Raw genomic sequence first — 21,888 nt, 5'->3', positions numbered from 1 at the left:
TTGGAAAGGTGGGAGGTATTCACGGCTGGTGCGTGTCGAAGGATCTTCGAAGCGCTTCGATGCTCTGCGCACAATCCGCAGGTGTCAAGGGTCCGAGCCGAGTGCTGCGGTTGTCCGGGCCGCGTTCGACCAGGAAACGGTTGGGAAACAGGTCCGAGGAATCTGGAAACCGACTCTTGTGCGGCCGGATGGCTTCACTTAATCTCGCTGCAACATCGAAGCGCTTCGACGACACATTGGTCGACCCGCTTCGCCTCAGCCGGTGCAGTGCTGCCGGCTCGGCCGGTAACGCCCGCTACCTCAAGACACAGGAGCCGGACGGCACTCGCCACCGCCGGATCGTCCTGGTGCACCACGAAGGGTTGACGCAATGACGCCGAACTCCCCCTCCGTCCCGAGCCGGAGGAGATTCCTCGCCTCGACCGCGGTCGTTGCGGCTGCTGTGGGCGGGGGCATCCCGCTCCTCGCCGCCTGCGGCGGTTCGGGCAGCAGCTCGAAGAACGAGGGCACCACCACCGGCAAGAAGCTCAAGGACGTGCTTCCCGCCTACGTGCCGTCCGCCGTGGTCACCCCGGACATCCCCAGCAAGAACGGTTCGGCCGCCGGTTTCACCACCGCGCTGCCCGCCGCCCAGCTCGCCGTCTCCGTGCCGAAGAAGCTCGGCAAGGGCAGCGAGCTGAGCATCCTGGCACCGCTGTGGGGGACCTCGCCGGGCGAGGGCAACCCTTACTGGACGGCGATGGACGAAGGCGCCGGCGTCAAGGTCAAGTGGCAGAACCAGGACGGCAACACCTACGGGCAGAAGCTCGGCGCGGTCCTCGCGTCCAGCAGCATCCCGGACGCCGTCGTCGTCCCCGGCTGGGAACTGAACGGCAAGATACCCAGCGCGATCGCCAACAAGTTCGCCGACCTCGGCCCCTACCTCTCCGGCGACAAGGTGAAGGCGTACCCGAACCTCGCGGCCATCCCCACCGGCGCCTGGCAGCGGGCGATCTTCGCCGGCAAGCTGCGCGGGCTCCCGATGCCGGCCGAGGCGACGCCGAACATCACCCCCTTCTACCGGGCCGACATCTTCGAGGAGAAGGGCTACTCGGTCCCCACCACCACGCAGGAGTTCTTCGACCTGTGCAAGGAGATCAACGCCCCGAAGAGCAAGGTGTGGGCGTGCGCGGACATGACGTGGTCGGCGTTCAACTTCTTCGGGGCACTGCCCGAGAAGCCGTACTACTGGAAGCTCGTCGACGGCAAGCTGGTCAACCGCTACGAGACGGACGAGTACCTCGAGGCCCTGGAGTGGTCGCGCTCGCTCTACTCGGCGGGCTTCGTGCACCCCGACGCCAAGGCCGAGCAGGGTGACCTGGGCAACGTCTTCGCCTCGGGCAAGCTCCTCATGTACAACGCCGACATCTCCGACTGGTACGGCAAGACGGCGGTGCAGCGGCTGGACAACCCGAAGTTCAAGATGGCCGCGATGGACATCTTCGCCCACGACGGCGGCACCCCCGTCCTCTACCAGGCGTCCCCCTCCAACATCTGGTGCTTCATCAACGAGAAGGCCGACAAGAAGACCATCGAGGACGTCCTGGCGCTCGCCAACTTCGCCGCCGCCCCGTACGGCACCAAGGAGCAGCGTCTGCGGGCGTACGGCGTCGAGGGAACCCACCACACGCTCAAGGACGGCGTCCTCACCAAGACGGAACTGGGCAACAACCAGGTCTTCGCGACCTACGAGTACATCGCCTCCCCCGCCCCCTTCCGGGCCTTCGCCGACCACCCCGACGTGGCCAAGGGCATGGTCGAGTGGCAGCAGCGGCAGGGCGCGCACCTGAAGAAGCCCCTCTTCTACGGGATGCAGATCCAGGAGCCCTCCCGGTACGCCGAACTCAACGCGCAGTTCGAGGACCTGGAGAAGGACATCGTGCGCGGCCGCAAGAAGATCAGCGACATGCAGCAGAACGTCTCCGACTGGAAGGCCAAGGGCGGCGACCAGCTGCGCGACTGGTACAAGAAGCTGCTCGACGAGACCGGCGAGTCGGCCTCCTGACATGTCACTGAGCACAGAGGACCGGCGCGCGCGAGCGACACGGACGCCGCCGGTGAAGACGAGCGGCGCGGAGCGGCGTGAGCGCCGGGCGGCCGGGGGCATCACCCTGCGTCACCGGCTCCGCCGGGACCGCACGCTGATCCTGATGACCCTGCCGGCGATGCTGCTCCTGCTGGTCTTCGCGTACATCCCCCTGGCGGGCAACGTCGTCGCCTTCCAGGACTACGACCCGTACATCGCGGACAACGCGTTCCAGTCGATGGCGCAGAGTCCGTGGGTCGGCCTCGAATGGTTCCAGCAGATGGTGAACGACCGGTTGTTCTGGTCGGCGCTGCGGAACACACTGGTGATCTTCCTGCTGCAGCTGACCCTGTTCTTCCCGGTCCCGATCCTGCTCGCGCTGTTCATCAACAGCTTCGTGCGCCCTCGGGTCCGGGCGGTGGCCCAGGCGATCCTGTACCTGCCCCACTTCTTCTCGTGGGTCCTGGTCGTCACCGTGTTCCAGCAGATGTTCGGCGGGGCGGGGCTCATCGCGCAGACGCTGCGCGACCACGGCCACGAGGGCATCGACCTGATGACCGACCCCGGCCTGTTCAAGTTCCTCATCACCTTCGAGATGATCTGGAAGGACGCCGGCTGGGGCGTCATCGTCTTCCTGGCCGCCCTGGCCTCCGTCAGCCCCGATCTGTACGAGGCGAGCGCGATGGACGGCGCGAACCGGTGGCGGAGGATGTGGCACATCACGCTGCCCGCCCTGCGCCCGGTCGTCGCCCTCCTGCTGGTGCTCCAGGTCGGCAACGCACTGACCGTCGGCTTCGAGCAGATCCTGCTCCAGCGCACGGCCGTCGGGCCGGGGGCCTCCGAAGTCCTGGACACCTACGTCTGGAACGTCGGCATCACCTACGGCAACTTCAGCTATGCGTCGGCCGTCGGAATCATCAAGGGAATCTTCGGTCTGCTGCTGGTCCTCGGGGCCAACAAGGTCGCTCATCTCATGGGCGAGCAGGGGGTGTACAAGAAGTGAGCAGCCTGCTCGCCGGAATCACCGGCATGGCCGGGGTGAAGCCCGGAACGCGTGGCCGTCTGCGTCCGGCATGGGACGAGGAGCCGTCGAAGGCGGGACTCGCCTCCAAGGGCGTGGTCCTCGTGTTGGTCTGCCTCGGCGTCCTCTTCCCGCTCTGGGTCGTGATCGTCACCAGCCTGTCCTCGGTGAAGACCATCACCGAGACCGGCGGCCTGGTCGTGATCCCCCGCGGCATCACGTTCGTCGCCTACCAGGAACTGCTGGGCGGCGGCCAGGTGACCCGGGCGGCGCTGGTCAGCATCGGCGTGACCGTCGTCGGGACGCTCTTCAGCATGACGGTGTCGATCATGTGTGCGTACGGTCTCTCGCGCACCGGGTCCGTTCTGCACCGGCCGCTGCTGGTCTTCATGCTGGCCACGATGTTCTTCGGCGCGGGCCTGATTCCCACCTATCTGGTGGTGCAGGGGCTCGGCCTCACCGACTCGTATCTGGCGCTGATCCTCCCGAGCGCCCTGAATGTGTTCAACATCCTGGTTCTGCGCGCCTTCTTCATGAGCACCGCCCAGGAGCTCATCGAGAGCGCCCGTATCGACGGGGCCGGCGATGTCCGCATCCTGTGGCAGATCGTGATGCCGCTCTCGCGGGCCGTCATCGCGGTGATCACGCTGTTCTACGCGGTCGGCTACTGGAGCGCCTGGTTCAACGCGTCGATCTATCTCAGCGACCCGGACATGCTCCCGCTCCAGAACGTGATGAACCAGCTGGTCATCAAGCAGGAGAGGCCCACCGGCCTGGCCCAGGTCATCAACACGGGCCATCTGTCGCCGCTCGCCATCCAGATGGCGGTCATGGTGCTGGCGCTGCTGCCGGTCGCGGTCCTGTCGCCCTTCGTGCAGAAGCACTTCAAGGAAGGCATGCTCACGGGCGCGGTCAAGGGCTGAGACCGCCGGGCCGGACCCCCCGAACTCCCCGAACAGCAGGACCCCACCACTCCCCCTGTTCCCACCGGAAGGTGTGTTCGTCATGCGCGCTTCGTCCGTTCCGCAGCCCGATCCCGCACAGGAGAACGCGCCCCGGCGCCGTACGGTGCTCGCCGGTGCGGCCTTGGTGACAGCCGCCGCCGCGCTGCCCCTGGCAGCCCCGGCCGCGGCGGCCGGGGGGCACAGGAGGTCCCAGCCCCACCGCTGGCGTACGGCGGCGATCGGCGGGACCGGCTTCGTGACGGGCATCCTGTTCCACCCGGCCGTCCGGGGCCTGGCCTACGCCCGTACGGACATCGGCGGCGCCTACCGGTGGGACGACCGCCGGGCACGCTGGACGGCGCTGACCGACCACCTCGGCTGGGACGACTGGAATCTGCTGGGTGTCGAGGCCATGGCCGTCGATCCGGCGCACCCGGACCGGCTGTACCTGGCGCTCGGCACCTACGCACAGTCGTGGGCGGGTCCGGGCGCGGTGCTCAGATCCGAGGACCGGGGGGCCAGCTGGGCGCGTACGGACCTGACGGTACGGCTGGGTGCCAACGAGGACGGCCGGGGCGCGGGCGAACGGCTCCTGGTCGACCCGCGTGACAGCGAGACGCTCTGGCTCGGCACGCGGCACGACGGTCTGCTGCGCTCCACCGACCGCGGGGCAACCTGGGCGGCCGACGCCTCGTTCCCCGCGACCGCGTCGGCGAGCGGCCAGGGCGTCACGCTGCTGGTGGCGGCGGGCCGCACCGTGTACGCGGGCTGGGGCGACGGGGGGACGGCTCTGTACCGTACGGCCGCCTCCGGCGGCTGGGAGCCCGTCCCCGGTCAGCCGTCCGCCGGCACCGCGTCGTCGAAGGTGCCGATCCGTGCCGCTTACGACGCCGGAACCCGGGCGCTGTACGTGAGTTACGCGGACGGACCGGGACCCAACAACCAGACGGACGGCTCGGTGCACCGGCTCGACACGATCACCGGCACCTGGACGGACGTCACCCCGGTCGCGCCGGCTGCCGGAGACGCGTTCGGCTACGGCGGGGTCGCGGTCGACGCGACCCGCCCCGGCACGGTCGTCGTATCGACGAACAACCGCTGGGGGCCGGTGGACACCCTGTTCCGCTCCACGGACGGCGGCGCCAACTGGACCTCGCTCAAGGACACGGCGGTCCTCGACGCGTCGGAGACGCCGTATCTGAAGTGGGGCGGCCAGACACCGAAGTTCGGCTGGTGGATCCAGGCCGTGGCCGTCGACCCGTACGACTCGCACCACCTCGTGTACGGCACCGGAGCGACGATCTACGGGACGCGGGACCTGGTGCACTGGGCGCCGGAGATCCGAGGTCTGGAGGAGTCGGCGGTGCGGCAGCTGATCGCACCTCCGTCGGGCGCCCGGCTGCTGAGCGGGCTCGGTGACATCGGTGTGATGTACCACGACTCCCTCACCGCGTCCCCGTCGCGCGGCATGGCGTCGAACCCGGTCTTCGGGACGGCGACGGGACTCGCCCTGGCCGCGCTCAAGCCCTCGTACGTCGTACGGACGGGCTGGCCGTCCGGCTCGGACGCCGCAGGAGCGTACTCGCACGACGGGGGCGCGAGCTGGCAGCCGTTCGCCTCCCAGCCCGCGATCGCGGCATCCGCTCCCGGGCCGGTGGCGGTGTCCGCCGACGGGGCGACGCTCCTTTGGTCGTTCGTCCACTGGGACGGCACGAAGTACGCCGCGCACCGCTCCACGGACGGTGGCGCGACGTGGGCCGAGATCGCCACCTTCCCCAAGGGCGGCGCTCCGGTCGCCGACCCGCTCGACCCTGCCCGCTTCTACGTCTACGACACGGACACCGGCGCGGTGTTCGTCTCCGCGGACAAGGGCGTCACCTTCACCCGGGGCGCTTCCGGGCTCCCTTCGGGCGATGTGCAGTTCCGCGTCGCCGCCGCGCCCGGCCGCTCCGGCGACCTGTGGCTGTCGGCCAAGGACAACGGGCTGCTGCGCTCCACCGACGGCGGGCTGACGTTCACCGCGGTGGCCGGCTGCCAGGCCTCGCACGCCCTCGGCTTCGGCAGGGCCGCCGGGAAGCCGCGCCGCGGCCACAAGGCCCCCTACCCCGCGGTCTTCCAGACCGGACGGGTGTCCGCCACCCACGACGGTGTCGCCGTGCTCCGCTCGGACGACGCGGGCAGGACCTGGGTCCGCATCAACGACGACCAGCACCAATGGGGGTGGACCGGTGAGGTCATCACCGGTGACCCCCGCATCCACGGCCGTGTCTACCTGGGCACCAACGGCCGCGGCATCCAGTACGCGGACCCCGAATGAGGAACGAGAAGTCCATGCCGTCCCTGCACGACGCCACCCGTGGCCGCATTCTCTTCGGAGGCGACTACAACCCCGAGCAGTGGCCCGAGGAGGTGTGGGCCGACGACGCCCGGCTGATGGAGGAGGCGGGGGTCAACTCCGTCACCGTCGGCGTGTTCTCCTGGGCGAAGATCGAACCGCGCCCCGGCGCACGGGAGTTCGGCTGGCTGGACCGGCTGATGGACCTGATGCACGCGCACGGCATCGGCGTCGTCCTCGCCACCCCGACGGCGTCGCCGCCGCCGTGGATGGGCGCGCTGCACCCGGAGACGCTGCCGCGCGCCGAGGACGGCACCCTGGTCTCGTACGGCTCGCGGCAGCACTTCTGCCCGAGCTCGCCGGTCTACCGCCGCTACGCCGCCGCGATCACCGAGGACCTCGCGGCACGGTACGCGGATCATCCGGCGCTCACCGTGTGGCACATCAACAACGAGTACTGCACGCACTGCTGGTGCGACGGGACGGCTGACCACTTCCGCCGCTGGCTGGCCGCCCGCCACCCCGGCCTCGACGCGCTCAACGAGGCGTGGGGAACGGCGTTCTGGAGCCAGCGCTACGACAGCTGGGCGGAGATCCTGCCGCCCCGCCGCGCCCAGTACATGAAGAACCCGGCGCAGGTGCTGGACTTCAAACGGTTCACCTCCGACGCCCTGATGGAGTGCTACGTCGCCGAGCGGGACATCGTCGCCCGGCACACCCCGCACATCCCCGTGACGACCAACTTCATGCCTCTGTGGTCGGGCCAGGACGCCTGGGCGTGGGCGGAGCAGGAGGACGTCGTCTCCGTCGACATCTATCCGGACCCCCAGGACCCGCAGGGCGGCCAGTACAACGCCATGCTCGCTGACATGACGCGTTCACAGGCCGGGGGCCCGTGGATGCTGATGGAGCAGGCGGCGGGCCCGGTCAACTGGCGCGGGGTCAACCACCCCAAGCCGGCGGGACTCAACCGGCTCTGGTCGCTCCAGGCGGTGGCCCGGGGCGCGGACGCCGTCTGCTACTTCCAGTGGCGGCAGTCCCGGCAGGGATCGGAGAAGTTCCACTCCGGGATGCTCACCCACGCGGGCGAACAGGGGCGCGTGTTCCGGGAGATCAAGCAGCTCGGTGCCGAACTCGCCCTGATCGGCGCCGAGGTGAGCAGCACGCCCGTGCCGGCCGAGGTCGCGGTCCTGCACGACTGGGACGCGTGGTGGGCGAGCGCCCAGGAGGGCCGGCCGTCCTCGCTCGTCTCGTACCCGGATGTGGTGCGGGCGTGGCACCGGGCACTGTGGGAGAACGGGACCAGGACGGAGTTCGCCCGCCCCGAGGGGGACCTGACCGCCTACCGCATGGTCGTCGTCCCGCAGCTCTACCTGCTGAGCGATGCGGCGATCGACAATCTCGTCTCCTACGTGCAGGGTGGCGGCACCCTCGTCTGCGGGTTCTTCACCGGAATCGCGGACGCCGACGACCGGATCAGGCCGGGCGGCATGGACAGCCGGCTGCGGGAGCTGCTCGGGATCCGCACGGTGCACGAGTGGTGGCCGCTGGACGCGGGCGCGTCAGTCGAGTGCGACGGCTTCAGCGGCAGCCTGTGGTCGGAGGAGCTGGAGCCCGACGGCAGGGCCGAGACGGTCTCCGCCTACCGGGGCGGCGAACTGGACGGGCTGCCCGCGGTGCTCCGCAAGGGCACGGCCTGGTACGTGTCCACGCTGCCCGAACCGGAGGCCCTGCGCGAACTGCTGGGCCGGGTGGCGGCGAAGTCCGGAGCACGCCCCGTGCTGGAAGGGCTGCCGGCGGGGGTGGAGGCGGTGCGCCGCGGATCCCTGCTCTTCCTGCTCCACCACGGCCGGTCCACGGTGACGGTCATGGTTCCGGGCCGGCACACCGATCTGCTGACGGGTGCCGAGACCGACGGCAAGGTGGAACTGGGCCGGTACGGCGTGGCCGTCCTCAGAGACACCTCCGCATGATCGATGGAACGTGGGAGCCGCGCCCCGCCGCCCGCTGGGAGGACGCCTTCCTCAGTGGCAACGGCCATCACGGGGCCATGGTGTACGGCGATCCGGCGGACGACCGCGTCATCGTCAACCACCACACCCTGGTCCGGCCGAACGGCAGCGAGGGAATACGGCCGCCCGAGCTCGCGGACCGGCTGGGCCGCCTCCAGGACGCGCTGCTCTCCGGGGACATCGCGGCGGCCGAGGAGTTCGGCGCGGGGCGTCCGCTGGCGTGGGTGCAGCCCTTCCATCCCGCGTTCCAGACCCGCGTCCGCCGGAGCCGGGGGCTGCACGACGCGGTCGCCGGCTACCGGCGCGAGGTCGACTTCACGACAGGCGAGGTCACCGCTTCGTACGAGGCCTGGCGCAGCCGGGTCTTCGTGTCGAGGGCCGACGACGTGATCGTCCAGCACATCACGGATCCCGGGCTGACCGCCGACCTGGTCCTGGACCACGCTCTGCCGGGCGCTCCGGCGCACCTGGCGGTCGGCCGCTCGACCGTGCTGACCCCTGACGGCGCCAAGCTGGCGTTGCGGGTGGGCTATCCGGGCAGTGACCTCACCTACACGGGGGTCACCGTCGCCACGGTGGACGGTGGCAAGGTGTCCGTCGCGGGCGAAGGCATCCGGGTCGAGGGGGCGCGGAGCCTCACGCTGGCCACCCGGGTCCGGCGCGGGGTCGGCCACCTCGACCCCTGCGCCCTGTGGGCGGCCCTGCCGCACGAGAGCTACGCCACCCTGCTCGCCCGCCATCAGCCCTTGCACCGCGAGGCGTTCGGGCGCACGGCCCTGACGCTGCGGGACGCGCTCCAGGACCGGGATCTGCCCGGCAGTGAGCTGCTCGGCAGCCCAGGGAGTCCGGCGCTCCTGGAGCGTCTCTTCGCGGCGGGCCGCTACCATCTGCTCTCCTCCTCGGGGCTGCTGCCGCCCCGGCTGACCGGGCTGTGGACCGGTGACTGGGACACCGCGTGGTCCGGGGCGTTCACCACGAACGCCAACCTCAACCTCCAGATCTCCTCGGCTGCCACGGCCGCCCTGCCGGAGGTCACCGAGGCCCACGCCGCCCTGGTCCACGGCCAGTTGGCCCACTGGCAGGACAACGCGCGCGCGATCTTCGGCGCCCGGGGCATCGTCGCCCCGTCCCATACGGACGGCGAGTCGGGCCACACCCGGCACTTCCAGCGCGCCTATCCGCTGCATCTGTGGACGGCGGGAGCGGACTGGCTGCTGCAGCCGCTGCTCGAACACGCCGAGGTGACGAGCGGCACGACGGATTCCCGTCTCACCGCCGCGCTCGTCGAAGCGGCGGTGTTCTACGAGGACTTCCTCACCCGCGAGGGCCCGGACGGGCGCATCGCGATCGTGCCGTCCTACTCCCCGGAGAACCGCCCGGCGAATGCGAGCTGGGGCACCGTCAACGCCACCATGGACATCGCCGCGGCGCGCCACGCGCTGACCACGGCCGCCGACCGCGCCTGTGACCACCCCTCCGCGGGCCGCTGGCGTGAGCTCGCGGCCCGGCTCCCCGGCTACCTGGTGAACGAGGACGGGGCACTCGCCGAGTGGGCGTGGCCGGGTCTTCAGGAGACGTACGACCACCGTCACCTCAGCCACCTCTACCCGGTGTGGCCGCTGGACGAGATCAACCCGTACGACACACCTCGGCAGGCGGCCGCGGCGCACCGCGCCCTGGAACTGCGGGGCTCGGAGAACGACTCGGCCCACGGCCACCTCCACCATGCGCTGATCGCGGCACGGCTCCGGGACCCGTCCCGGGTGTCCGCCGCTCTGGACGCAGTACTGGCGGGCGACTTCTTCCACGACTCGCTGATGAGCGCGCACTATCCGGCGCGCAACGTCTACAACGCGGATGCGGCTCATGCGCTGCCGGCCGCCGTCATCGAGTCACTCGTCCAGTCGACGCCCGGCCGCCTGGTCCTTCTTCCCGCCGTTCCCGGCAGCTGCCCCGCCGGCGAACTCCGAGGCATCCGGACCCGGTTCGGCGCGGGACTGAACCTCAGCTGGTCCGCCGAGGGCGCAACGGCGGTCCTGCACCCGACCCGCGACGCCTGTGTCGACGTACGCCCGGGACCCGGGCTCGTACTCGTCGACACCGGCACGGACAACCCCGAGGCTCCGCTGGACCTCACGGCCGGCGTGGACCGCGTCCTCACCCTGAGACCGCGGTAGCGATTCCCCCCACCCATGGAAGGGACACCATGGCACGACGACGCACTCTGACCCGGCTCCTGCTGGCCCCCGCGACAGCGGCGGCGGCCCTGATCGGCTTCGCCGCGGCACCGGCTCACGCGGTGATCTGGTCCTCATCGGACCAGTGGGGCAACTACACCACGTCCGACGGCTACATCCTCTACAACAACATCTGGGGCTCCGGCGCGGGCGCGCAGACGGTCTGGGCCAACTCCTCCAGCAACTGGGGCGTCTGGGCCGACCACCCGAACACCGGCGGCATCAAGTCGTACCCCAACGCCAAGAAGATCGTGAACAAGCCGATCGGCTCGCTCGCGTCGCTCACGAGCAACTACAACGTCACGGTCCCGTCCTCCGGCGCGTACAACACGTCGTACGACATCTGGGACACGGACTACGACTACGAAGTGATGCTCTGGGTCAACTACAACGGTGCCGTCGGCCCGCTCGGCACCTCGCAGGGCAACGTGACCCTGGGCGGCCACACCTGGGCCGTCTACAAGGGCGACAACGGCGCCAACCAGGTCTTCTCGTTCCTGCGGACCTCGGACTCCTCCTCCGGCACCGTGAACATCCTGCCGATCCTGAAGTGGATCAAGGACACCAAGGGCTGGTGGGGCAACGAGACCATCGGCGACGTCCAGTTCGGCTACGAGATCACCTCGTCGCAGGGCGGACTGGACTTCAGGACCAACGGGTTCAACGTCTCGTCGAGCTGATCCCCCAAGCCCTCACCTACGGGCAGAGCCGGTCCCCGCGGGGGCCGGCTCGTCCGGTTCATCCGGTTCGAAGGGTTCAGGCCGGAGCAGGGCCCGTGCTGGCACGTACGGTCAGCTCCGGCGCCAGCAGCTCGACCTCGTCCGTGCCGCGGCCCGCGAGCTTGGCCACCACCTGCTCCACCGCCCCGCGCCCCATCTCCTGCGCCGGGATGGCGACGGAGGTGAGCCGGACCGAGGCCTGCGTGGCCACCTGTTCGGGACAGATCGCCACGACGGAGACGTCCTCGGGCACGGCACGGCCCTGCTGCTGCAGGAGGTTGAGCAGCGGCTCGACGGCGGCCTCGTTCTGGACGATGAACCCGGTCGTACCCGGACGCTCGTCGAAGATCCGGCTCAGGGTGCCGGCCATCGCCGCGTACCCGCCCTCGCAGGGCCGGTGCAGGACCCGCACGCCCGTCTCCTGCGCCTTGGCCCGTATGCCGTCCACGGTCCTCTCGGCGAAGCCGGTGTGGCGCTCGTAGACCGCGGCGGCTTCGCCGATCACGGCGATCTCGCGGTGTCCGAGGCCGGCGAGGTGCTCGACGCAGAGCGCACCGGTGGCCTCGAAGTCGAGGTCCACGCAGGTCAGTCCGTCGGTGTCGGCCGGCAGCCCGATGAGGACGGCGGTCCGGCCGGACTCCCGGAGGAGCGGGAGCCGCTCGTCGTGCATCTCGACGTCCATCAGGATCAACGCGTCCGCGAGCGAGCTCCCGGCGATCCGCCGGACCGCCGCGGGTCCTTCCTCCCCGGTGAGGAGCAGGACGTCGTAGCCGTGGGTACGGGCGGTGGTGGCGACGGCGATCGCGATCTCCATCATCACCGGTACGTACATGTCGGTACGGAGCGGCACCATGAGCGCGATGATGTTGGTCCGGCTGCTGGCGAGGGCTCGTGCCCCCGCGTTGGGGTGGTAGCCGAGCTGCTGGATGCTGAGCTCCACCCGCTCCCGGGTGGAAGCGGAGATCGACCGCTTCCCGCTGAGGACATAGCTCACCGTGCTCGCGGAGACTCCGGCGTGCTGGGCGACCTCGGCAAGCGTGACCATTCAGCTCTCCCTTACAGATGAGGACAGTAAGGAAAGAGAAGGTGAAGCGCTTCGACAGCGCCTTTGTCCCTCCCTTTCACACTCTGACAAGCACAGACACCGTCGAGCCTAGACTCGCTCACCGGGACTGTCCAGAAGGGTAATCGAAGCGCTTCGACCGACTGCTGCCCTGTCCTTCCCACCGTGTCTCAGGACGCCGACGGTGTCCACCCGGCGAGCCAGTCCGCGGTCTCCTGGGCGGTGGCCTGGGAATCCGAGAGTTGCGGGCGGTTGCTGCTCGCCGAACCCGCGCCCGGCCCGGTGTTCTTGTACTCGGCGAAGCGGTCATCCTTCCAGGAGAAGCCGCTCATGTCGGTCCACGGGGCGGATTTGATCGCGGCACCCAGCGTGGTGTTGCGGAAGGTGGCCATCGGATCGAGGGAGGCGTCGCCGCCCGCGTGCCACGGCCGTCCGAGGTGGAAGCTCGCCGCGGAGACGTCCCCGTTGACCGTTGAGTTGTTGATCAGGAAGCCCTTGCGGTCCGCGGCGGTACTGGGCGCGGCGATGTAGCCGGCGGAGCTGCCGTCCCATCGCTTCTTCAGGGTGATGACCGACCTGTCGATCACCGCGCTGGCCCGCCCGAAGATGAAGTCGACGTTGCCGACTACGTAGGAGTTGGTCATGTAGACCCGGCCGAGCGTCGCCTTGGACGCGGTGTCGAGCAACAGGGTGTCCTGGTCCCCGGTGACGATGACGGAGTCGAGGAAGACCTTGTCCGCGGCAGTGCGCAGGGCGACGGCCTGCAGTCCGCTCATGTTCTGGTGGGCGGCCTCGTCGAAGTCGTTGGAGATCGTGAGGTTGCGGGCCTGGAAGCCGTTCGCCTCGGCTGCGACGGTCGCACTGCCGCTCGTGCCGTAGGTGCCCGAACCGTCGGGCTTCTGGGTTCCCGAGGCGTTGTTGTACACGATGACGGTGTCGTTGCGGCTCGTTCCGCTGCCCTGGAGGGTGACGTTCTGTTTGGAGGAGGGGATCTTCACGGTCTCCCGGTACGTGCCGGGCTTGACGGAGACGATGACGCGCGCGGTGTTGCCCGCCGGTATCGCGTTCACGGCGGCCTGCACGGTGGTGTACTGGCCGGTGCCGTCCTTGGCGACGGTGAGGGTGCTCGCCGCTGCGGCGCCGGACGCCGCCCCGTGCGCCTGCACCGTCACGACGGCCCCGAGCGCCGCCGCCACGAGTCCGGTGCGCCGACCTGGGCGGAGCGCGGCATGCCGATTCGCTGCCATGGCTTGATCCGTTCCGTGGGGAAGAGGTGGGGGTTCCGGGAGGTAGTCGCCGCTGCGCCCCGAATGGTTGCCGCGGCTCGTGGCCGGATTCCGGGTCGCGGCACAATTCTCCGGGTCGTGGCCGGGCGCCTGTCTCATGCCCTGCAGACCGCGCGTCCTGCGCCCGGACCTGTCCAGGGGGTCCCGCGGCCCGCAGCACCACATCGAGCGCACCGACCGGATCGGCCGCGTACATGTCGAAGGGATCCGGAGTCCGGGCCGCGGCCCGGACTCCGGATCCCTCACTTGGATCACGCAGCGCTCGCGGGGCCTCAGGCCGCCGGAGTCAGCTTCCACTGCTGGCAGTTGTTGTTCAGCCACGACCACTGCCGTACGTCCGCACCGTCGGCGGCCGAGCAGTCGGCCACGTCGGCGACCTTCCCGCTCGCCCGGTTGACGATGCGCACCCAGCCGCCGGCCGCCGTGGTGACGAGGCCGAAGCGCTGGCAGGTGTTGTTCAGCCACGACCATTGGCGCAGGTCGGCGCCGTCGGCTGTGGAGCAGTCCGCCGTGTCGAGCACCTTGCCCGAAGCGACGTTGACGAGGCGGCTCGTGTCGTCGCCCTGGTCCTCGATGCGCCATTTCTGCTGTGTGCCGCCGTTGCACGTCCACTGCTGGACGTTCGCTCCGTCGGCGGTCGACGAACCGTTCACGTCCAGGCACTTTCCGGTGGCCCTGTTGACCACCGTGTACGCGGTCGGCGTGGCCGCGCTCTCGCCGGAGGGCCCGGCCAGTGTCGTGCCGAGGGCGACGGGCGTGCCGAGGTTCGGTGTCCCGTCGCTGTTCCACGTGAACTTCTGTGCCCGCGCCGTGCGCCCGTTGTCGCAGCCGTCGGACGCCGCGTCGTTGGCGTGGTAGACGATCCAGCTCTCCGTGCCGTCGGGTGAGGTGAAGAATCCGTTGTGCCCCGGCCCGTACACCCCGGCGGCGTTGTTGCGCTGGAAGACCGGGGTGGACTTCTTCGTCCAGGAGGAGGCGGAGAGCGGGTTGGATCCGGTCAGGGTGAGCTGCCCGAGCTTGTAGTCGGGGGTCCAGCAGCCGCTGGCCGAGTAGACGATGAACGTCTTTCCGCCGCGCTGCAGCACCTCGGCGCCTTCGTTCACCGTGCCGCCCGACTTCTCCCAGTCGTACGTCGGCGTGGAGATCGTCGAGAACGAGCCGCTGAGCGTGTACGGGTTCGACATCGGCGCGATCACCAGGTTCTGCGTTCCGCCGCCGCTCGCACTGCCCAGCAGGTACATCGAGCCGTTGAGGGTGAGCACGCTCGGGTCCAGCATCCAGGTGCTGCCGAGCTGGTTCCTGTACGTGTAGGGGCCCATCGGGTCCGTACCGGCGCTCTGCAGCACGTGCACCCGCTGGGTGGGGTTGTAGTCGGCGATGTTCTGCCCGGCGACGAAGTAGAGGTACCAGCGGCCACCCGAGTAGTGCAGTTCGGGTGCCCAGATGTTGCAGCAGCGCGAGGCGGAGTCGCCCTGCCAGACCTGCACGCTCGGCGCGGTCGCGAGCCCGGCGAGGGTCGGCGACTTGCGCATGGTGATGACGTCGGTCCAACTCGTCGACACCAGGTAGTAGTTGCCGTCGTGGTAGGAGATCCAGGGGTCGGCTCCCTTCTGCGCCTTCACGGGATTGGTGTACGGACGCCCCTCGGCGGCCTGCACGGAGGAGGTCCCGGACGGCGCGGCCTGCGTGGCGGCCGGCTGCCCCAGTGCGAGGGCCAGCAGGAGGGCGCTCAGCAGGGTCAGTAGGCGACGGGCCATCCGCTGCTCCAGTTCAGTAGGTTGACGCCGAGCTTCGGGGTGCCGTTGGCCTGGCCGTCGTAGTAGTGGTAGACGAGCAGGTCACCGTCGGAGTCGGCGAGGATCGACTGGCCACCGGGGCCGATGTACCGGCCGTGGGACTCCATGACGGGGGTACCGCCGTTGCTGCGCATGTTCACGCCGTTGCGGTCGTAGTAGGGCCCGGTGACGCTCGTCGCCCGGCCCACCTTGATCTTGTACGTGGAGCTGGTGCCTGCGCAGCAGGTGTCGTAGGAGGCGAAGAGGTAGTAGTAGCCGTTGCGCTTCACGATGGAGGGCGCCTCGACCGCCTTGGTTCCGGTGGGACGGGAGGCGAGCGAGCGGCGTGCGGTGTCTCCGGCGTACTGCTTTCCGGTCGTCGGGTCGACGCGGATCATCTTGATCCCGGTCCACCAGGAGCCGAAGGACAGCCACCACTTGCCGTCGTCGTCCACGAAGAGGTTGGGGTCGATGGCGTTGTAGTCGCTCGACGAGTTCGAGGTGTAGACGATCCCGTAGTCGCTCCAGCTGCCCGCCTGGCCGGTGGTGGAGGTCGCGAGGCCGATCGCCGACGTGTTTGAGCCGAAGGACGAAACGGCGTAGTACATCAGGTACTTACCGCTGCGGTAGGAGATGTCCGGGGCCCAGGGGTCCGATGCGGAGGAGTAGTTCTTCCACCAGCTCGGCTTCGTCGTGAAGGCGTTGCCGGACCGGCCGAAGGCGGTGCGGTCGGTGGAGGTGCGGAGCTGGAGGCCTTCGCCGGTGGAGTAGAGCAGGTACTGGCCGGACGTGCTCCGGATCATGGTGGGGTCGTGGACCACGATGTCGCCGTTGACGACCCCGGGGTTGGGGTATGCGGACGCGCTCGTCGGCACGAGCGCGAGCAGGAGTGCGGCGGGCAGGGCGGCGAGGGTCCTTCGCGGAAGTCTTCTCGGGATGCGGCTCATCAGGAGACCTTCTTCGGTCGTGTCGGGGTACCCGGCAGTCGTCACCGAGGGCCAAGAGGTTGCCATGCGCATGACATGCGTATGTTCGACGGATCGAACGGTGCCCGTAACTGCGGACGGGCGGCCAGGACGGGACCGTAGAATCGAACACGCCTTGCGTCAACGGATCGGGCGCGTATTCGTCGAGAACCCGAACCCTGTCCGGTATCACGAACAGACCGCTCGTATCACGAACGGGCCGGCCGGTATCCGAACGAACCGGCCAGCATCACGAACGGACCGGCCCGCCCGGATCCGGGCGGCACCGGCCGAACTCGACCGTCCCTGGGGCTGGTCGGCTACAGCCCGTAGGTGAAATCCCCACGGTCCGTGTGCTGGGGATCGGGTGCGGTCGTCCCGCACAGCGGTCCGCCCTCGGTCCCTACGTTCACGAGGCCGGTCGCCTCACCGCCGAGGCCGACGAACCGCAGCGCATGCCAGCGGGGCAGCCAGTACACGCGCCCGCGGTGGCCGGTGAGCAACTCCCGCAGATCGGCGGGGGCGTGCATCCACACCTCGGGCAGGCTGCCGGGGTGTTCGAAGGCCGCGCGCAGAACCAGCCACCCGTCGTCGCGGACATCGCCCGCGGTCAGCAGGAGCTCCACGGCCTGACCGGGTTCCTGTACGCACTTCTTGGCGTGGATCCAGTGCACGTGGTGGCCGGGCGCGTACCGCGCGCAGGCGTCGTGGTGAATGAGGTGAGTGAGCAAGGCTGTTGTCGCCTTCCGGGGTCCTGGACCCCGGGGGCCCGTCCCCGGTGGTCCGCTGTTCCCCGCACGGTGCCGCGCGGGGCGGGTCGTCACCCGGAGCACCCGCAGCGGAGCGGGGTGCCGTCCAGCGAGCCGGGGCTTTCCACTGGAACTCATGACCCGTCAAAAGCGTAACAGGAGCCGGGAGGACGCAGGGGCTCGCACACCACCCCGCGCGTACGGGCGCGACACCTCCCGCCCGTACGCGTCCACGCTTCGCGCGCGCTCTCCTCGTCCAACCCGCCTCAGCCGTGCAGGAGGACGGGGAAGGCCTCCATGTCGTTCTGCGTCATCACCGGCAGCTTGCGGATCTCGTCGTCCGGTATCGCGAGCTCGAGCGCGGGGAAGCGCGCGAAGAGGGCGGGGAGCGCGATGCCGGCCTCTACCCGTGACAGCGCGGCACCGGGGCAGATGTGGGGGCCGTGACCGAAGGTCATGTGCCGGATCGGGGTCGGACGGGTGATGTCGAAGGAGTCGGCGTCCTCGCCATGATGCTCGGCATCGCGTCCGATGACCCGGTAGGAGATGACGACGCCCTCTCCCGCGGCGATCACCTGGTCGCCGACCTGGATGTCCTCGGTGGCGAAACGCATCAGCAGGTGTGTGGTGGGCGTGTCCCAGCGCAGCGTCTCCTCGACCACCGTCTCCCACGGGATCTCCCCGTCCAACACCTTCCGCAGCTGGTCGGGGTGGGCGAGCAGTGCGCGTACGGCGTTGAGGATGAGCCCGATCGTGGTCTCGTGCCCGGCAGCCACCATGGCCTTGAGGTTGCCGACGACCTCCTCCTCGGTGAGGGGCTCGCCGCCCTCGTCGGCCAGGATCAGGGCACTGGTGAGGTCGTCGGTGGGCCGCGCCGTCTTCTCACGTACGAGGTCGGTGTAGAAGACGTCCAGATCCCGCAGCAGTGCCAGACGCTCCTCCTGCGGGGTGAGCATCGAGAAGAAGGCCTTGTACTGCTTCGTCAGCATCGGGAACTGGTCCTCGTCCACCCCCATCAGCAGCCCGACGACCCGCATCGGCAGCGGCTGGGCGAAGACGGCCTTGAGGTCGACGACCCCGTCCTTGCCCTGCTCGGCGAGCGCGTCCAGCAGCTCCTCGGTGAACTTCTCGATGGCAGGGCGGACCGCCTCGAGACGGCGCGGGGTGAGCGCCTGGGAGGTCTTGGTCCGCAGCCTCCGGTGCTCCCCGCCGTCGACCGTGAACATGGAGCGTCCGGCATCGATCATGCCGATCAGCGGCCAGGCGTGGGTGACCTCCCCGCTCTGCCACAGCCCCCAGGCGTCCAGGTCCTTCACCAGCCGCGGGTCGACGAGCAGTTGACGTGCTTCGGCGTGCCGAGTGACGGTCCACGCCGGGACCCCCAGCAGCTCGATGCGCGCGAGGGGGCCCGCCTGGCGCAGCTGCTCGGTCTCACCGTCGAGGTTCTGGACCATGGGGTCGATGACCACGGTCGCGTGAGGACAGTTCACAGCAGATCTCCTGTCGTACGTACGGGAGCGAAGCGGACGGGGAGCGCGTTCATCCCGCGCAGGAAGGCGGACGGCCGCCGGACGAGGTCCTTTTCGGCGACGGTGAGTTCGAGATCGGGCAGCCGGTCGAGGAGGACCTCGATCCCGGTACGGGCGATGGTCTCGGCAATCTCCTGCGCGGGGAAGGGGCAGCGGTACTCGCCGTGGCTGAAGGCCAGGTGGGCGCTGTTGCTGCCGTGCCTCGTGGCACCGTCGGACCCCAGAACCTGGCGTACGAGGGGGTCGGTGTTGGCCGCCCCCAGGCCGAGCAGCAGCATGTCACCGGCGCGGATGGTCCGTCCGCCGAGCTGGGTGTCGCGGACCGCCCAGCGGCCGGCGAGGATCTGCGTCGGGCTCTCCTCCCACAGGACCTCGTTCATGGCGTCGCCGACGCTGCGCCGGCCGCCGGAGAGCGATTCGGCGAACTGGTCCTCGGTGAGCATCAGCCGCAGGGAGTTGCCGATCCAGTCGGCGGTGGTCAGATGGCCGGCGGCGGTGATGGCCATGAGGTCGAGCGCGTACTCCTGATCGGTGAACGGCTCCGGGTTCGCGAGCATCCGGGAGGTGACGTCGTCCCCGGGGGTGTCCCGCTTGACCGCCACGAGTCGCTGCATGTGCTCGGCGAACCGCCCGTACGCCTCCTGCGCGCCGGGGCCCCCGTCGGCCAGGTCCTTCAGGACCCGGGCGATGTCCGCTCCCTCGGCGTCGGGGAAGCCGACGAGCCGGGCGAGGACGAGCACGGGCAGCGGTTCGGCGAACTCGGCGACCAGGTCGGCCGTGCCGCGGCTGCACATGTCGTCGATGAGCCGGTCGGCGAGCTGCTCGCAGTGCCCCCGGATCTCGAACGGATCGGCACCCTCGAGCGCAGGCACCACCATCTCGGCATGCCGCCGGTGTTCGGCGCCCGCGGTGAAGTAGATGGACGGCATGGGGCTGCCGACCATGGGGAGCAGCGGCCAGTCCTCGGGAATGTGCGGCCACTGGTTCCACAGCCCGACGTCCCTCGGGAACAGCTCGCCGTCGCTGGTGACCTGGTGGAGCTCGCGGTATCCGACGACCAGCCACGCCGGGAAGCCGCCGGGGAGCTCGACCGGCACCACGGGCCCGTACTCGTGCCGCATGGTCCGGTAGAGGGCCTGCGGAGCGGTGTGGAACTCCGGGCCGCTGAGCGGTACGGAGGCGGTGGCGGCGTGCGCGGGGCAGCCACCGCCGTATGCGGGCGCGGCGGACGGAGGAGGGGTCGTCATCGTACGGACTCCTGGGAGACGGCTTCGCGCGTTGCGGCCATACGATCAACGCGGGACCACTATAAGGAGGTTGAGTGAAGCATCGGGCGCCAATCGCGCCGATTTTCGACCTTTAACGATCACGTAAATCCCGGATCCGTACACGAATGATCGAAACCGGACAGATCGCGCTCGGGGTAGCAGGTGGGACAGGACTTCCGGCTCACGGCTCACGGCTCACGGCTCACTGAGACCCTGCAGTCGTCCGGACTTGCGCCCCTGGGGTTCGGCCCTGACGTTCGGTGCGCCGTCGCCGACGCGCGGGAGACGGCAGCACTGCCCAACTCGAAGCTCGAGCTCGACAAGCAGGGCCACACTCGACGCGACCTGGAGCGGTCGGACTGGCCGCAGGCGGAGGTGTCGAGCGATACAGCCGCGCCGAAGCCCAAGACGGCTCGTTGCTGTGTGCCGTCAGCAGGAGCCTCTTGTGGTGGAGCAAGGCGGAGCTGAAGTCCCGCTCGACTCAGCTCACCTTTTTCAAGGTGAAGCCATCAGCGTGTGCGCTCGCGGCGTAGCCGCCGAAGGCGCCCATGCGGATCACGACGCCGATCGTTTCTCCCATTTCATCGCGTCGCGACTCGACACTCGTGATCTCTACTCCCTGGCGGTATTCCTCGAGAACCCGTAGGGCGTGCTTGTCGGGGGGCCAGAAATAGTCAGGAAGCTCCTGGTCCGAGCGGCGCTCGACGCGAAGGGTCCAGTCCGTCCAGTCGGTCAGCACGCAGCTTTCCCCGCCAACCAGATTCAGCTGAAGACCGACAGCATCACCATCTCCGTCGATCACCTCGGCCGCACACGTCACTTCATGACCGATGAACGAATCAACTGTCGTGAAAGTCATGCCTGTTGATTCCTCCCCTACGAGAGTAACGAGCAACTTGAGTGGCACCGTCATACCGCGAGTTCGGTCTCAGCCGTGGTTCGGGAGGTGTCCAGGGAACCGGCGAAGTCGGCGAGCGTGCGGAAGTCGTTCTCCCGTAGGCCGATCCGCGGGTTGACGTGGTGCAGGAGTCCGAGCCCTCGGTGGTGGGCTGTCACGTATGCCTGATCCAGCTCGCTCTGCTCGTCGTCCACCCAGGCGAAAGGACGGCCGCCTGCGTAATCCACCAGCGGTCCGGTCTTCCAGTGGACTCCGTCAGGGCGTTCTTGGAGCAGAGCGTCACCGAAGTCGACGAAGGGGAGTTCCGGAAGGTCGAGGACCGGTGCGATCCACCGGTTGGCGTCGTCCATCCATGTGGTGGCCCAGCACAGTTCGAAGCCGAGCTGGAGCAGGATTCGTCCGTGCTCCGGGTTGAGCCAGACACGCAGGGGGCGCCGTCGGGACGAGAGACCCCCGTCTTCCTCAGGGGCGTCGTTCCGGGGAACTCTGAGCGTGGTGTAGCCGTCGGGACGCTTCTCCGGCTTGGCTGCATAGGGGTTGAGCGGCCCGTCCACGTCGAGGAACAGCAGTGGTCGGTTCACGGATTCCCCCAGGTTTGCTCACTGTCACCTGCCCCGAGCAGCGTAACTGTGGGATGGACTCGGCGGGGCCTCACAGCGGTCAACCGTGTCCGAGACGACTCACAGATCATTTACGGGACAACCCTCAGGTCGCCCAGTCGACGGCCGGCCGCCTGCTGATCACAGCCGACGCGGGCGGCACCGACGCGTATCGCACTCGCACGTCCTGGGCAAGCACAGGCCACCGCACGGGGCGCTCGAACGGGGCGGGGCGGCCACACCCACCGCATCTCCGCCGCCCTGGAAGGTGCGGTGATCGACGCGCTCCGAGAGGAGCCGACGACGACGACCCATGCCCGTCACCGGCACCGGTACCGGCACGCGGGTTACACAGTGTGATCGCGCCGATGACCGAGACTCCACCGTGTGAAGGTCTGTTCATGGATGGTCGGGTTTCCCCAT

Annotated in this window: 15 protein-coding genes, 1 pseudogene and 1 riboswitch; of the genes and pseudogenes, 7 read left to right on the top strand and 9 right to left on the bottom strand. The window is 69.2% G+C overall.

What is annotated here, in order from left to right:
• The first annotated feature begins 370 nt into the window (after positions 1-370).
• The 7 genes from ABZS61_RS11700 to ABZS61_RS11670 all read left to right on the top strand — a co-directional run bounded on the left by ABZS61_RS11700 (position 371) and on the right by ABZS61_RS11670 (position 11,294).
• Positions 371-2,044 carry an extracellular solute-binding protein gene (locus ABZS61_RS11700; protein WP_356418095.1) on the top strand — a complete coding sequence of 558 codons (1,674 nt, stop codon included), beginning with the start codon at positions 371-373 and terminating at the stop codon, positions 2,042-2,044.
• 1 nt (position 2,045) lies between these two features.
• Positions 2,046-3,068 (top strand): ABC transporter permease subunit, encoded by a 1,023-nt coding sequence (locus ABZS61_RS11695; RefSeq protein WP_356418093.1) that lies wholly within the window; start codon positions 2,046-2,048, stop codon positions 3,066-3,068.
• Positions 3,069-3,094: 26 nt separating this feature from the next.
• On the top strand, positions 3,095-4,009 hold the full coding sequence (locus ABZS61_RS11690; RefSeq protein WP_356418450.1) for a carbohydrate ABC transporter permease: 915 nt from the start codon (positions 3,095-3,097) through the stop codon (positions 4,007-4,009).
• A gap of 82 nt (positions 4,010-4,091) precedes the next feature.
• Positions 4,092-6,347 carry a 1,4-beta-glucanase gene (locus tag ABZS61_RS11685; protein ID WP_356418091.1) on the top strand — a complete coding sequence of 752 codons (2,256 nt, stop codon included), beginning with the start codon at positions 4,092-4,094 and terminating at the stop codon, positions 6,345-6,347.
• A 14-nt stretch (positions 6,348-6,361) separates the two neighbouring features.
• Entirely contained in the window at positions 6,362-8,338 is a 1,977-nt protein-coding gene (locus ABZS61_RS11680) for a beta-galactosidase (RefSeq protein WP_356418447.1), read from the top strand.
• Positions 8,335-10,554: a glycoside hydrolase N-terminal domain-containing protein gene (locus ABZS61_RS11675; RefSeq protein WP_356418089.1), complete on the top strand. Its 2,220-nt coding sequence runs from the start codon at positions 8,335-8,337 to the stop codon at positions 10,552-10,554. Before ABZS61_RS11680 ends, ABZS61_RS11675 begins: the two co-directional genes overlap by 4 nt.
• Positions 10,555-10,583: 29 nt before the next feature.
• A complete protein-coding gene (locus tag ABZS61_RS11670) occupies positions 10,584-11,294 on the top strand; it encodes a hypothetical protein (RefSeq protein WP_356418087.1) in 711 nt (236 codons plus the stop codon).
• 76 nt (positions 11,295-11,370) lie between these two features.
• Here ABZS61_RS11670 and ABZS61_RS11665 read toward each other — a convergent pair whose 3' ends face one another.
• The 9 genes and pseudogenes from ABZS61_RS11665 to ABZS61_RS11625 all read right to left on the bottom strand — a co-directional run bounded on the left by ABZS61_RS11665 (position 11,371) and on the right by ABZS61_RS11625 (position 21,447).
• Positions 11,371-12,378, bottom strand: a complete 1,008-nt coding sequence (locus tag ABZS61_RS11665) for a LacI family DNA-binding transcriptional regulator (RefSeq protein ID WP_356418085.1) — start codon at positions 12,376-12,378, stop codon at positions 11,371-11,373.
• Positions 12,379-12,566: 188 nt separating this feature from the next.
• Positions 12,567-13,535: pseudogene (locus ABZS61_RS11660) on the bottom strand (pectinesterase family protein); the annotation flags it as partial.
• Between the two features lie 419 nt (positions 13,536-13,954).
• Entirely contained in the window at positions 13,955-15,439 is a 1,485-nt protein-coding gene (locus tag ABZS61_RS11655; RefSeq protein WP_356418083.1) for a family 43 glycosylhydrolase, read from the bottom strand.
• On the bottom strand, positions 15,421-16,404 hold the full coding sequence (locus ABZS61_RS11650; RefSeq protein ID WP_356418081.1) for an arabinan endo-1,5-alpha-L-arabinosidase: 984 nt from the start codon (positions 16,402-16,404) through the stop codon (positions 15,421-15,423). Before ABZS61_RS11650 ends, ABZS61_RS11655 begins: the two co-directional genes overlap by 19 nt.
• A 338-nt stretch (positions 16,405-16,742) precedes the next feature.
• Positions 16,743-17,153, bottom strand: coding sequence for a hypothetical protein (locus ABZS61_RS11645; RefSeq protein WP_356418079.1), 411 nt, complete (start codon positions 17,151-17,153; stop codon positions 16,743-16,745).
• Positions 17,154-17,202: 49 nt separating this feature from the next.
• Positions 17,203-17,313, bottom strand: a riboswitch (SAM riboswitch).
• 124 nt (positions 17,314-17,437) lie between these two features.
• The gene (locus ABZS61_RS11640) at positions 17,438-18,625 is read right to left on the bottom strand and encodes a cytochrome P450 (protein WP_356418444.1); all 1,188 of its coding nucleotides are present in this window, start codon (positions 18,623-18,625) and stop codon (positions 17,438-17,440) included.
• A gap of 32 nt (positions 18,626-18,657) precedes the next feature.
• Entirely contained in the window at positions 18,658-19,947 is a 1,290-nt protein-coding gene (locus tag ABZS61_RS11635) for a cytochrome P450 (protein ID WP_356418077.1), read from the bottom strand.
• Positions 19,948-20,449: 502 nt separating this feature from the next.
• Positions 20,450-20,827 carry a hypothetical protein gene (locus ABZS61_RS11630; protein ID WP_356418075.1) on the bottom strand — a complete coding sequence of 126 codons (378 nt, stop codon included), beginning with the start codon at positions 20,825-20,827 and terminating at the stop codon, positions 20,450-20,452.
• Positions 20,828-20,877: 50 nt separating this feature from the next.
• Positions 20,878-21,447 carry a hypothetical protein gene (locus ABZS61_RS11625; protein WP_356418073.1) on the bottom strand — a complete coding sequence of 190 codons (570 nt, stop codon included), beginning with the start codon at positions 21,445-21,447 and terminating at the stop codon, positions 20,878-20,880.
• Positions 21,448-21,888: the final 441 nt, after the last annotated feature.

This window comes from Streptomyces sp. NPDC005566 (assembly GCF_040605575.1).
GTDB lineage: Bacteria > Actinomycetota > Actinomycetes > Streptomycetales > Streptomycetaceae > Streptomyces.
The sequence above is the reverse complement of the archived record's forward strand: the minus strand, read 5'-3'. Positions and strand labels throughout refer to the sequence as shown.

Coding starts and splice junctions, on each gene's coding strand:
- ABZS61_RS11655 (WP_356418083.1), bottom strand. CDS start 15,439: ATGGCCCGTCGCCTACTGACCCTGCTGAGCGCCCTCCTGCTGGCCCTC.
- ABZS61_RS11650 (WP_356418081.1), bottom strand. CDS start 16,404: ATGAGCCGCATCCCGAGAAGACTTCCGCGAAGGACCCTCGCCGCCCTG.
- ABZS61_RS11670 (WP_356418087.1), top strand. CDS start 10,584: ATGGCACGACGACGCACTCTGACCCGGCTCCTGCTGGCCCCCGCGACA.
- ABZS61_RS11665 (WP_356418085.1), bottom strand. CDS start 12,378: ATGGTCACGCTTGCCGAGGTCGCCCAGCACGCCGGAGTCTCCGCGAGC.
- ABZS61_RS11635 (WP_356418077.1), bottom strand. CDS start 19,947: ATGACGACCCCTCCTCCGTCCGCCGCGCCCGCATACGGCGGTGGCTGC.
- ABZS61_RS11700 (WP_356418095.1), top strand. CDS start 371: ATGACGCCGAACTCCCCCTCCGTCCCGAGCCGGAGGAGATTCCTCGCC.
- ABZS61_RS11675 (WP_356418089.1), top strand. CDS start 8,335: ATGATCGATGGAACGTGGGAGCCGCGCCCCGCCGCCCGCTGGGAGGAC.
- ABZS61_RS11685 (WP_356418091.1), top strand. CDS start 4,092: ATGCGCGCTTCGTCCGTTCCGCAGCCCGATCCCGCACAGGAGAACGCG.
- ABZS61_RS11640 (WP_356418444.1), bottom strand. CDS start 18,625: ATGGTCCAGAACCTCGACGGTGAGACCGAGCAGCTGCGCCAGGCGGGC.
- ABZS61_RS11680 (WP_356418447.1), top strand. CDS start 6,362: ATGCCGTCCCTGCACGACGCCACCCGTGGCCGCATTCTCTTCGGAGGC.
- ABZS61_RS11690 (WP_356418450.1), top strand. CDS start 3,095: ATGGCCGGGGTGAAGCCCGGAACGCGTGGCCGTCTGCGTCCGGCATGG.
- ABZS61_RS11695 (WP_356418093.1), top strand. CDS start 2,046: ATGTCACTGAGCACAGAGGACCGGCGCGCGCGAGCGACACGGACGCCG.
- ABZS61_RS11630 (WP_356418075.1), bottom strand. CDS start 20,827: ATGACTTTCACGACAGTTGATTCGTTCATCGGTCATGAAGTGACGTGT.